We start from the raw sequence: 12,297 nt of genomic DNA, 5'->3' as shown, positions 1-12,297 counted from the left end.
GATTTTTAGTGGATTATTCATGTCACCTAATTCTTTCATCATATTAAGCATTTCTAAATGCACAAAAATTGTTTAAATGACTTTCCAAATTAATCAACACTCTCATATTATCACTCCCCTAACATAATCATTGTATTCACAAATATCCACCAACTGACCGCAAGTTAATTTAATTACTTCATTATAATTAACTGTTACTACAAAATTTTTCATTCCTGCACAAAGATAAATATTATTTTTTCCCTTTAAAGAAATATCTATATAGGTTTTTAATGGTTTTTTTAATCCGAAGGGACTTAACCCTCCACTAGGATGACCTGTAATTTTTATTATTTCATTATTACTTAATTCTCTTGGTTTTACTTTAAAATATTCTCTAAATTTTATATTACTGATTATAGTATTTTCATCTGTAACAACCATTATGTTTTGTCCTCTTACTGTAAAAATCTGTGTTTTTGCAGTGCAAACCTTTGTTAACAAATTACTTTTTTCTTTTCTGAAAAACTTAGAATTTTTTTCAAATCGGTTAATAGAGCATTCTATTCCTTTACTTAAAAAATCATCCACTACACTACTTATACTCATTTTCATTCTCCTTTGAAATTTTTAATTTTATTAAGCTTAAATAGGCAAATCAAGTTCATTAATTGGATATACATGCACATAATAAAATCTCCTTATAGATAAGCTACAAGAAGATTTATCAAATTCTAGTTTCTTATCTCTCAGATATAATATCTGCTGGAATTAGCACCTTGAAACATAATTTCAGGTTGCCGGACATCAAAGGGCCAGTCCCTCAGTCTCTCTTAATAAGAATTTCAATATTAAATTATTTAGTAATGTTAAATAACCAAAAAAACTGAAACCTAATTATATCTTAATTAAGATAGATTAGTTTCCAGTTTTCTGGTCAACTAAAGGGATAAAAAAAAGCTATTTTTCATTTAAGAAAAATAGCTTATTTCAACAAAATTTTAGTTTATAAACCTGCTATTTTTCTTATCTCTCATTGTAGTATAAACTACTCTGTAGGAATTGACACCGATGCATATTAAAATGCCAGTTGTCGGGTTTCATAGGGCCAGTCCCTCCACCTCTCTGGATAAGAATAAATTTATTATTTTAAGCTAACTGATTAACAATTGATTTACATATTATAATATAATTGTATAAATTATAGTATGTAATACATGATATGTCAATGCTTATTTAGGAAATAAATTTAATATCACTTTTTAAACTGTAGCTTTTATACAATTATATTTCAAAAGAAGAACTCAATATTCCTTCAATTACATCACTTATACTATAATCTGTTTCAAAAGCTTTTATTCCATTAAACTTTAAAAACACTAAAGCCATATACCCTATATTTTTAACAAAAATAGCCTTACAATCCGATATCAAATTTACTAACGTTTTCATATATTTTTCATTATGACCACGCTCTTCAAAACATAAACCACTTTCTCTAGTTTCCAAATATTCTGCTATATTTTCTTTAATTTCAAAAATGAAAAGCTTTCTTGATGTTTCAAAGTTTTCGTTTACATTCTTTCCATCATTACTAACAAAAGCTACTTTATAGTTCATAAATTCACCTCCAAATTCAAACTGCAATTTCATAAAAGATTCAACATCTAAACATCCCTTAATATATAATATATATTTCGAATATGCTAATAACATTCTTGATAAATTTATTTAAAATCATACTATTCTCATTTTTTCATTTTTTTCTATTTCAACTACCATCCCATCTTGAATAACTAAAGCTACAAAACCATACTTGACAATCTTTAAGATCTCTAAAAGCTTATTTAGATTTTCTTCTGAAATACCCTTATTACTTTTATTCTTATTTAACACTTTAGTCTTCTCCTTTTAATGTTTACATTGATCTTATAACTTATAAAAAAGCTATCCTTCTTCAATAAGAAAGATAGCTTTTAAAAAATTTCCATTTCATAAAACTCCATTTTTCTTATCTTTCAGAATATGTAATTATATTCTGCAGGAATTAGCACCGATACATATTAAAATGCCGGTTGTCGGGCTTCATAGGGCCAGTCCCTCCACCTCTCTGGATAAGAATGTAATAATATTTAATTTTATTCCTTTTTTCACATAAAAATTATTTTATATACTAACCAAAAGTCAAATGACTACTTTTTTAATTTTTTTAATCTTTCAATAGCTTCAATCAATGTTTCATCTTTTTTTGCAAAATGAAATCTTATATAATTATTTATATTTTCTTTAAAAAAGCTAGATCCAGGAACAGCAGCAACACCAATTTCTTTTGCCATCCACTTACAAAATTCATAGTCATCCTTCCAGCCAAATTCTGAAATATCAACTAAAACATAATAAGCTCCTTGAGGTTCAAAATATTTTAATCCAATTTCATCCAATCCATTTAAAAACAGTTTTTTCTTTTTTTCATAAATATTATTAAGCTCGTCATAATAGCTTTCTTCAAGACTTAATCCTGCACAAGCTGCTTTTTGTAAAGGTGCAGCTGCTCCTACAGTTAAGAAATCATGTACTTTTTTACAATTATTTATAACATCTTTACTTGCAATAATGTATCCAAGCCTCCATCCAGTTATAGAATAAGTTTTTGACAAAGAACTACAGGATACTGTTCTTTCAAACATTCCTGGAAGAGACGATAGATAAGTATGCTTATTTGGCTTAAATACTATATGCTCATAAACTTCATCTGTAATAACAAAAGTATCATATTCTTTTGCAAGTTCGCTTATATATAATAATTCTTCTCTAGTAAATACCTTACCTACTGGGTTTGAAGGATTACACAATATTAGCGCTTTAGGTCTACTTTCAAAAGCTTTTCTTAATTTCTCTCTATCAAAATTGAATTCAGGAGGTACCAAAGGTACATATATAGGCTCTGCTCCTGCTAAAATTGTATCTGCTGTATAGTTTTCATAAAATGGTGAGAATACAATAACTTTATCCCCTGGATTGCATACAGACATCATAGCTACCATCATAGCTTCAGTGCTACCGCAAGTAACTACTATATTTTCATCAGGATTTATTGATATTCCCATAAATTTTTCTTGTTTCTTTGATAGTTTTTCTCTAAATTCTTTTGATCTCCATGTTACTTCATATTGATGTGGTCCTTTTTCTGCTGCTTCCTTTAAACTATCAATAAGTTCTCTTGGTGGATCAAAATCTGGAAAACCTTGTGAAAGATTTACTGCTCCATATTTATTAGCCACTCTTGTCATTTCTCTTATTACTGATTCAGTAAAATAATCTAATCTGTTGCTTAATTTTTGCATTTTATATAGCCCCCATTACTATTTATTTAAATATTAAATCATAAAAAATTAAAAAGCTGTTTTTCTTTAAATAAGAAAAACAGCCTTTGCTTACAAAATTTTAATTTCACGTAACAACCACTTCTCTTATCTTTCAAAGTAATTAAAATTACTTTGTAGGAATTGACACCGATACATATTAAAATGCCGGTTGTCGGGTTTCATAGGGCCAGTCCCTCCACCTCTCTGGATAAGAATAAAACATATTAAATTTTCTAAATAAACTTAAGTATTCTTCCATTATATCAGTGGTACTTTATTATATCAATATATTTTTTCAACTTTATCTTACACAAAAATAGATTATTACACAAAACTTTTCTTTAAATAAAATACATATAATAGTCCGCTTCACTCTTGTATTTGTTAACTAAATCTTCTAATGTAATACTATCAAAATAATCATTAATATTTTTATTTATTGCATCCCATAGATTTTCATTTATACATCTCTCTAGATCGTCTGCATCATCCCTATTTCTAATATCTACCAATGACAAATTACCTTCTAAGGTTCTTAATATTTCTCCAATAGTTATTGTACTTATATGCTTTGATAATGTATATCCTCCTTGAGCCCCTTTCTTTCCTATAACTAAACCACTTTTCCTTAATGCCGAAAAAATCTGTTCTAAGTATCCTTCCGAAATATTTTGTCTTTCTGAAATACTTTTTAATGTAACTGTTTCAGAATTAGAATACATAGCTATATCAATAAGTGCTTTTAATCCATATCTTCCTTTAGTTGAAATCTTCACACGATCACCTTTCCATCAATTGCATATTTGGTATAACAACATTATTCTCATATACCAATATTATTATATAAATACAATACTTAAAAATCAATTTTAAATTTAAACTGTCTTAGTTATATGATTTCAACTTATTTTTCAAATTAGCTAAAGAACAAGATTTAACTCAACTTTTTCAGAGGACAGATGACAATTGTTCTCTAAAAAATGCTTGACATTTTTTTTAACTGTAAAAGTTTAATATTTAATTAATCGTATATATTTTTGCTAAAATATCTATCTCCTCTGTCTGGAAATACAGTAACTATATTACCGCTGTCTATAGTTTCTGCTAATTTTAAGGCCGCTGCCATAGCAGCTCCAGAAGAAGAACCTACTATAACTCCTTCTTTTCTTGCTAGTTCTTTTACCATTTTAAAGGATTCTTCATCATTAACCTTTATTGTATGATCAACTAATTCTATATCCATAGTTCCTGGTATAAAATTATTTCCTATACCTTCTATATTATAGCAGCCCTCTTCACCACCACCAATTGTAGATCCAATCGGATCGGCTAATACAGCCTTTACATTTGGATTTTTTTCCTTTAAATATTTTGCAATACCTGTAAATGTTCCACCGCTGCCTGCTCCTGCTACAAAATAATCTATCTGGTCACCTAAAGACAAATATATTTCTGGTCCTGTAGTTATATAATGAGCCTCTGGATTAGCTCCATTTTCAAATTGCTTAAGAGAAATTGAATTGGGAATTTGATTTAAGAGTTCTTGGGACTTTTCAATAGCTCCTTGCATTCCAAGTTCTCTAGGAGTATTTATAATTTCTACTCCTAAAGCCCTCATAAGTACTTGTTTTTCTATTGAAAATTTCTCAGGTACTACAAATATAACTTTATATCCTTTATTTATAGCTCCTAAAGCAACTCCTAATCCAGTATTACCTGCAGTTGCTTCTATTATAGTATGTCCTCTTTTAAGAATTCCCTCTTCTTCAGCTTTTTCTATCATGTATACACCAATTCTGTCCTTTACACTACCAGCTGGGTTAAGATATTCTAATTTTGCAAATATATTAACTCCATTTTTTATATTAAAATTATTTATTTTTAGCATAGGCGTATTTCCAACCAATTCCCTTATATCATTAACATATATACTCATTTTCATTTCCCCCCAAAATATATTTTTTATATATTTTTTGATTTACTTAATGCTTTTTCTATATCCTGTACTAAGTCCTTCTTATTTTCAATTCCTACAGACAATCTAATCAGATTATCTACTATTCCTACCTTTTGTCTTATTTCAGCAGGTATTGAAGCGTGTGTCATAGTAGCAGGATGAGATATTAAGGATTCTACTCCTCCCAAGCTTTCTCCTAGAGTTATAAGCTCTACACCTTTAAAAAATTCATTTATGTTAAAGCCTTCTTTTAGCACAAAAGATATTATAGCTCCCGCTCCATTTGCTTGTTTTTTATGAATTTCATAACCCGGATGATCTTTAAATCCTGGATAATAGACCTTTTCTACTGCTGGATGACTTTTTAAAATTTCTGCCAAATAACTTGCATTTTCAATATGTCTGTCCATTCTTACTGATAATGTCTTTATTCCCCTTATCAAAAGCCATGAGTCAAATGGGTTTAACACTCCTCCTGTAGAGTTTTGAATAAAATGAAGTTTCTCAGCTAATTCCTTACTATTTACTACAGCAAGTCCAGCCACCAAATCACTGTGTCCTCCCAAATATTTCGTTGCACTATGAACTACTATATCAGCTCCTAGCTCTATTGGTTTTTGAAGATACGGCGTCATGAAGGTATTATCTACAATAGTTAATATTCCATGATTCTTTGCTATACCAGCTATCTTATTTATATCTGTTATGGTCATAAGTGGGTTTGTTGGTGTTTCTATAAATATAGCTTTAACATTATCTGTAACCTTTTCCTCCACAAGCTTTTCATTACTTGTGTCTACAAGTTCGTATTCAAGATTAAAATTTTTAAATACCTTATCTAAAACTCTAAAGCTTCCTCCATATACATTATCTGATATTAAAACTTTATCTCCACTCTTAAAAAGCATTAAGGCTGCTGTTATTGCTGCCATTCCAGAGGCAAATGCAAAACCTGCATAACCTCCCTCTAAATCTGAAATAAGTTTTTCTAGTGCATATCTTGTTGGATTACCTGTTCTTGAGTATTCATATCCACTATTTACTCCCAGTTCTAACTGTCTGTACGTAGACGTTTGATAAATAGGCACATTTACAGCACCTGTAGTTTTATCTCCATCCACTCCTCCATGTATTAATAATGATTCAATATCCATTTTTTATTCCTCCTTAATTCCTTTTGCTACAAATATTCCTGTTTCTGTATATTCTCCTTTACTTGAATAGCCTTTACATTTAAGTTCTGTACTGTTTACTTGAACTTGGCTAAAGCCAGCTTCCTTAAGCCAATTCTTTATCTGTTCATGTGAAAAACCAAGCCACTCATCATGCATTTCTGTTCTAGCCCACTCTCCATTGTGCTCCTCTACATCTGTTATAACTACTGTTCCATCCTTTTTAAGTACTCTAAACATTTCTTCTATTGCTTTTTTTGCATCAAATATATGATGTAAAGCCATATTTATAAAAACTCTATCTATTGATTTATCAAACAAAGGCAAGTTTTCCATAGAACCACTAATAGGATATATATCTTTTAAGCCTTTTTTGGAAGCTGTACTATGCAGTTCTTTAAGCATATTTTTAGAGTTATCTATCGAAAAAACAATTTTAGCTTTCTCCAGTAATGCTAATGATATAAAACCTGTGCCACACCCTAAATCTGCACATATTTTATCTTTTATATCAAATTGAGAAAGTGCTGTATATTTTAGCTTTTCTTCAAAATACTCCTCTCTTATCACATTCCATTGATTTGCTATGGAATTAAAATACTCTACAGAATTCATGACAATCCTCCTAATTTTAATAATTTAATATATTTTTGGACACAAAAAACTCCTGCCTCAATACAGAGGCAGAAGTTAACTTCCGCGGTTCCACTCTGTTTATTATGCATCAAAAATAGAATACATAACAACTCATAAATATTGGTACAATAATACCTCAACGCTTTAATGGGCGTACCCACTGAAGTCTACTAAATTTCGATTCAGAGCTCCGAGACGCATTTCAGTTAACTTTCACTCAAAATCTCTTACACCCAATGGAGATTTCTCTCTGCCAGCTTCCATTTACTTACTTCTTCTCATCTTTACTTTTCCTACTATTCCTATATGTTTTTCTCATTGATATTATTATATATACTATTTATTAGTATGTCAATAGGAAAAGTAATATTTACCACTTTTCCTTACTAAAGTTCTGTATACTATTCTTGACAGACATCAACCCATTCAGCATTAGTAAGCCCTTGAATTCTTTCTGGCGATATCTTAAGTGCAGTTGTTCTCGAACCTGCTGCTGGATATACAAAATCAAAATCTTTTACAGATACATCTATATAAATATCTATAGGATTTTTCAATCCAAATGGACACACGCCCCCAACTGGATGCCCTGTTATTTCTTCTACTTCATCTAAACCAAGCATTTTAGCTTTTGTTTTAAAATAAGTTCTAAATTTTTTATTGTCTATTCTAGCATCACCACGAGTTACAACCAATATATCCTTTTCCTTCAATTTAAATGCCAGTGTTTTAGCAATAAACTTAGCTTCAACACCTATAACCTGAGCTGCAAGATCCACTGTAGCCCCACTATCCTCCAATTCAAATACTGGATCTTCTTGATTCCTCTCTTTAAAAAAATTTCTCACACTTTCTACACTCATTCTTGTATCCTCCTCTTTATATTTTAAAAGTTAAAAATGAAATTTGTTCAATTCCTAATCTACACTAGTCTCACCTTTTCATTTTTTTCTATTTGTACAACTACCCCATCCTGAATAACTAAAATTACAGAACCATATTTAACAGTTTTCAACATTTCTAAAAGTTTATTTAAATTTTCTTCTGAAATACCAGCCTTACCTCTGCTACTATTTATCACATTACCCCCTCCACTTTAATCCCATTATTTGAAAATAAAAACCTCTTCTACAAAAGAAGAGGTTTTAATGCATTATAAATACTGCTCTTCTTATCTCTCAAAAATAATTTTGTTGGATTTGGCACAGTATTCTAAAAAAGAATCCGCTGCCGAGGCTTCAAAGGGCCAATCCCTCCACCTCTCTTGATAAGAATATATCATATTAAGTTTTCAAATTTTCCTTAGATATTTCATACTATTCGTATATGTTATATATTATTATATTAGTCACATTTTAATATGTCAATATTTAATTTACAATTTTTTAATATGAGATTGGAATCCATATCTTTTATGGTTGCATAAAACTAGGCACTAGCACTAACTATGGTAGTGTATATTTTTTCAAGCAGTGTAAGTGCCCCTCTATAACCTACATAAGATTTTGATATGACAACTTCATAAGATGCTGGAAATCCTATTTCAACTATAGAACCTTTTAATTCTTTTGCTAGATCTCTTTCCCAAGTAGTTCCAAAAATAATTGGAGGTTTATGCCCAAAATCAGTTTTTCTTACTTTATCATGAATGGTATAACTGTCTTCTTCAAATTCCACGTCCAATGAAACATCTTCTGCTATATTTTTATATTCTTCTCTAATGATATATCTATATTTCTCTGGTGGGTTTTCAGTTACAATTTGTTTTGCAGGTATAAGTCCTAGCTGATTTACTAAAAACTTTGTTATAGCTAAGTTGTATGCACTATCACCTACAATTGCAAATTTGGCTGGTAACCCCCACCAATACTCTGCATAAAAGTCAGAAAAATCCTCTAAATATTTATAGTATTTTCTTTCTTCACTCTCAATAAATTCTTCTGCCTTATTTTTATCTATTCCTGAAAAATCAACTACTTTTCTCAAAAAACTGCTAGTTTCCTTTGCTCATATAGGAATTATAGGGATATGCAAGTAGGGCTGACCATACTTTTTCTTTAAATATTCTGCAGTTTTAAGTCCAAGCCATGGAGAAAGTACAAGGTTGAACTGTGCCTTTTTAATATTTTTCCATTCTGAAATTCCACTACTCTCATGTCCAAATAAAATATTGACTTCAAAACCTACACCTTCCAAAATTCTTTTGATCTCTGCAAGATCACCTCTCCAAAAAGTATTATGATATGGAAGAAGAGACCACACATTTACAAGCCCTTTTTTCAAAGGCCCCTTATAATCTCCCACATATTGATCAATAATAGCCTCTGTTACAAGTTCATGCCCTATAAAATTATTTCCTTTAAATCCTCCCGTTTCAGCATATACTACAGGTAAACCTTGATCCTGAAACTCACTTACTACAGCTCCCACATCATCTCCTACAGTTTCTGGTACGCATCCTGTCATAACTACAAATAAATCTGCATCTAAGACTTTAAAAGAGGATTCTATTAATTCTCTTAATCTATTTTCACCTCCAAATACTACTTCTTTTTCGTGTATATTAGTACTTGGTATAACAGATCCACCTCCATAACCTCCTCCTTGAAATCCATTATAAAAGGATATGTTGGAAGTTTGTTTATCAGCGCATCCTGGCCCGCAGTGGGTAATTGGAATAACCCTTGGAATTGCAAAAACACTATGCATTGCTCCAATGGCGCATCCATATCTAACCTGTTCTATTGAATTTGATTTTTCTACATTTTTTGTATTTGTCACTATTTTCACTCCTATTCCACTGCATAATTTTGCTTTTCAAGTATATATGGATCTTTCTGATCAAGCCACCATTTTGTATAAGGTAATTTTACATGTTCTTTCAAATCTTGATGAAATTTTTTATGAGCTAATATTTCAAGAATGGTCTCCCCTAAATTTAAAATTCCCTGATAGCCTATTGCATGATGTTCATCACCAAGTGGTGCTGCTGGAATTCCCATACGAGACGCAAGAGGTGCTAAACCATTATGTCTTATAAGAATAAAGTCTGGATTTACATTTTTTAGTAGTCCATAAAACTGAAACTGCTGTCTATTGCTCACGCTAAAGTTAGGAACATCATCGTAGTTATCCACTAGAAATTTTAAAGAGTCTTTACTTGGATCATTACTGTCATATACAGGATCATGATGAAATACAAGAGAACCATCAACTTGAATTCCAAGTTCCTTGAGTACTGCAATAAGTCCATGAGAATATGCTGAACCTGTAGCTGCGTAACCTTTTTTGCCTTTTAAAAGTTCTTTAAGCTCTTTAAGCCTTGGTGCTATTCTCTTATGCTCTCTCTCTATATAGGCTTCTGCTTTTTCTTCCCTATGCGTAACCTTTGCAATTTCTCTTATCCATGCATCAGTCCCTGCAATTCCATAAGGTTGTGGTGCTTTAATTTCCGGTACCCCAAATTGTTCTTCCAAAACAGCTGCCATATAAGAAGATAATGTATGACAAAACGTAATGGTTGCAGCAGCTTCTGAAAGCTTTTCCAAATCTTCTACTTCAGCTAAATCAATAACATAATTTACTTTAAGTCCAAGCTCCCCCAATATAGGTGTAAAAACATCACTTCCCCAGAGATTAATTACATTTACAAGGTTTTCTTGCTTTTTAGGGTTTTTATTTACTATCTGCCTTAGAATTCCATGCTGTGTAGCATCAAAACCAGTACTCCAGTGCTTTGACATAAAACCTTCACATGGCATTGGTACAACAGGTATTCTAAGTTCCTCTTGCATTCTAGTTGCAACACTATCTATATCCTCCCCTATAATTCCCGAAGCACATGAAGTAGCAACAAAATTTGCTTTAGGATGATGTCTATTCCATGCATCCTTTATGGATTGTTCCAGCTTGTCTAGTGCACCAAACACCATATCAGTTTCTTTTATATTTGTATTTATTATTTGTATATTTTCAACAGGTAAATTTCTAATAGCAAGACCATTTCTATATATGGAATTATAAGCTACCTGTCCTGTACCACAACCTATTGGTGCATGTTGAATTAATACTGCATCTCTTACATTGCCAGCCTGACATTCTACCATTTGTTCACTACAAGTAGAACCTTGGGTAAAGGGTCCTGAAGCTTCACACAACCTTTTTCCACCATTTCCTTTACAACCTGAACACGTATAAGCAGAATCCCTGGAAAGTTCTGAAGCCTTTCCAGTTTTCCATCCAATAATAGTTCCAAGCCGCTGTTCACGAGTTTTTACTACTGAAGTTTTAAGATTAAATTTCATTAACTTTACCTCCTCATCAACTTTCTAATTATGGTATTTTACACTACTTGCTCTACCAATCCATTTTGCAAAATTATTTCTTCCAACCTTTTTTGTGACATAGGTTTTGGAATTACAAAGTTCTTATTTTTTTCTATTGCCTCTGCTAGTGATCTGTATTCATTTGCCTGATTTGATTTAGAATCAAATTGTATTACAGTTTGTTTATTAATTTCTGCCCTTTGAACTACATTGTCTCTTGGTACAAAATAAATAAGCTGTGTACCTAATTCCTCTGCAAATGCCTCCAATACTCCCCTTTCATTGTCTACTTTTCTGCTGTTGCATATAATTCCACCTAATCTAACGCCACCTTTATTGGCATATTTTTTTATTCCCTTTGATATATTATTTGCTGCATAGAGTGCCATCATTTCTCCACTAGCCACTATATATATTTCTTTTGCCTTTCCTTCACGAATTGGCATAGCAAAACCACCGCATACAACATCTCCTAAAACATCATAAAAAACATAATCCAAATCTTCAGTATATGCGCCAAGTCTTTCAAGCATGTTTATAGATGTTATAATACCTCTTCCAGCGCATCCTACACCTGGTTCAGGTCCGCCTGATTCTACGCACTTTATTCCATTAAAGCCTTTTTTCAATATATAATTTAAATCTACATCTTCTCCTTCTTCCCTTAAAGTATCCAGTACTGTTCTCTGTGCAAGTCCACCTAAAAGTAATCTTGTAGAGTCTGCCTTTGGATCACATCCAACTACCATAACCTTTTTTCCTATTTCAGATAAACCTGCAGTTAAATTTTGTGTAGTTGTAGATTTACCTATTCCACCTTTTCCATAAATAGCTATTTGTCTCATAATATATTCCTCCTAAAT

At 31.2% G+C, this 12,297-nt stretch carries 12 protein-coding genes, 1 pseudogene, 5 riboswitches and 1 other annotated feature; all 13 genes and pseudogenes read right to left on the bottom strand.

Annotated elements, in window-relative coordinates; genetic code table 11:
* Nucleotides 1-102: 102 nt before the first annotated feature.
* Nucleotides 103-588: a YbaK/EbsC family protein gene (locus tag Q6H37_RS08880; RefSeq protein WP_318741058.1), complete on the bottom strand. Its 486-nt coding sequence runs from the start codon at nucleotides 586-588 to the stop codon at nucleotides 103-105.
* A gap of 130 nt (nucleotides 589-718) precedes the next feature.
* Nucleotides 719-822: riboswitch (SAM riboswitch) on the bottom strand.
* 180 nt (nucleotides 823-1,002) lie between these two features.
* A riboswitch (SAM riboswitch) is annotated at nucleotides 1,003-1,115 on the bottom strand.
* A 148-nt stretch (nucleotides 1,116-1,263) separates the two neighbouring features.
* A complete protein-coding gene (locus tag Q6H37_RS08875; RefSeq protein WP_318741056.1) occupies nucleotides 1,264-1,599 on the bottom strand; it encodes a NifB/NifX family molybdenum-iron cluster-binding protein in 336 nt (111 codons plus the stop codon).
* A gap of 117 nt (nucleotides 1,600-1,716) precedes the next feature.
* A complete protein-coding gene (locus Q6H37_RS08870) occupies nucleotides 1,717-1,875 on the bottom strand; it encodes a YezD family protein (protein ID WP_318741054.1) in 159 nt (52 codons plus the stop codon).
* A 112-nt stretch (nucleotides 1,876-1,987) separates the two neighbouring features.
* Nucleotides 1,988-2,100, bottom strand: a riboswitch (SAM riboswitch).
* A 71-nt stretch (nucleotides 2,101-2,171) separates the two neighbouring features.
* Nucleotides 2,172-3,323, bottom strand: a complete 1,152-nt coding sequence (locus Q6H37_RS08865; RefSeq protein ID WP_318741052.1) for a pyridoxal phosphate-dependent aminotransferase — start codon at nucleotides 3,321-3,323, stop codon at nucleotides 2,172-2,174.
* Nucleotides 3,324-3,446: 123 nt separating this feature from the next.
* Nucleotides 3,447-3,559, bottom strand: a riboswitch (SAM riboswitch).
* A 126-nt stretch (nucleotides 3,560-3,685) separates the two neighbouring features.
* A complete protein-coding gene (locus Q6H37_RS08860; RefSeq protein WP_318741050.1) occupies nucleotides 3,686-4,120 on the bottom strand; it encodes an Rrf2 family transcriptional regulator in 435 nt (144 codons plus the stop codon).
* Nucleotides 4,121-4,365: 245 nt separating this feature from the next.
* A complete protein-coding gene (locus tag Q6H37_RS08855; RefSeq protein ID WP_412523913.1) occupies nucleotides 4,366-5,280 on the bottom strand; it encodes a PLP-dependent cysteine synthase family protein in 915 nt (304 codons plus the stop codon).
* A gap of 26 nt (nucleotides 5,281-5,306) precedes the next feature.
* Nucleotides 5,307-6,455: a trans-sulfuration enzyme family protein gene (locus Q6H37_RS08850; protein WP_318741046.1), complete on the bottom strand. Its 1,149-nt coding sequence runs from the start codon at nucleotides 6,453-6,455 to the stop codon at nucleotides 5,307-5,309.
* A 3-nt stretch (nucleotides 6,456-6,458) separates the two neighbouring features.
* Nucleotides 6,459-7,088, bottom strand: coding sequence for a class I SAM-dependent methyltransferase (locus Q6H37_RS08845; protein ID WP_318741044.1), 630 nt, complete (start codon nucleotides 7,086-7,088; stop codon nucleotides 6,459-6,461).
* Nucleotides 7,089-7,149: 61 nt separating this feature from the next.
* Nucleotides 7,150-7,403 (bottom strand) — a binding site (T-box leader).
* Between the two features lie 107 nt (nucleotides 7,404-7,510).
* Complete coding sequence (locus Q6H37_RS08840; protein ID WP_318741042.1) at nucleotides 7,511-7,972, bottom strand: YbaK/EbsC family protein; 462 nt, start codon at nucleotides 7,970-7,972, stop codon at nucleotides 7,511-7,513.
* Nucleotides 7,973-8,031: 59 nt separating this feature from the next.
* Nucleotides 8,032-8,190: a YezD family protein gene (locus Q6H37_RS08835; protein WP_318741040.1), complete on the bottom strand. Its 159-nt coding sequence runs from the start codon at nucleotides 8,188-8,190 to the stop codon at nucleotides 8,032-8,034.
* Nucleotides 8,191-8,277: 87 nt separating this feature from the next.
* Nucleotides 8,278-8,383, bottom strand: a riboswitch (SAM riboswitch).
* A gap of 154 nt (nucleotides 8,384-8,537) precedes the next feature.
* Nucleotides 8,538-9,890, bottom strand: a pseudogene (locus Q6H37_RS08830) (nitrogenase component 1).
* Between the two features lie 11 nt (nucleotides 9,891-9,901).
* Nucleotides 9,902-11,413 carry a nitrogenase component 1 gene (locus tag Q6H37_RS08825; RefSeq protein ID WP_318741038.1) on the bottom strand — a complete coding sequence of 504 codons (1,512 nt, stop codon included), beginning with the start codon at nucleotides 11,411-11,413 and terminating at the stop codon, nucleotides 9,902-9,904.
* Nucleotides 11,414-11,451: 38 nt separating this feature from the next.
* Complete coding sequence (gene nifH / locus Q6H37_RS08820) at nucleotides 11,452-12,279, bottom strand: nitrogenase iron protein (protein WP_318741036.1); 828 nt, start codon at nucleotides 12,277-12,279, stop codon at nucleotides 11,452-11,454.
* Nucleotides 12,280-12,297: the final 18 nt, after the last annotated feature.

This window comes from Clostridium sp. JS66, assembly GCF_033561535.1.
Taxonomy (GTDB): domain Bacteria; phylum Bacillota; class Clostridia; order Clostridiales; family Clostridiaceae; genus Clostridium_AM; species Clostridium_AM carboxidivorans.
This window is presented reverse-complemented; position numbering and strand designations above follow the sequence as displayed.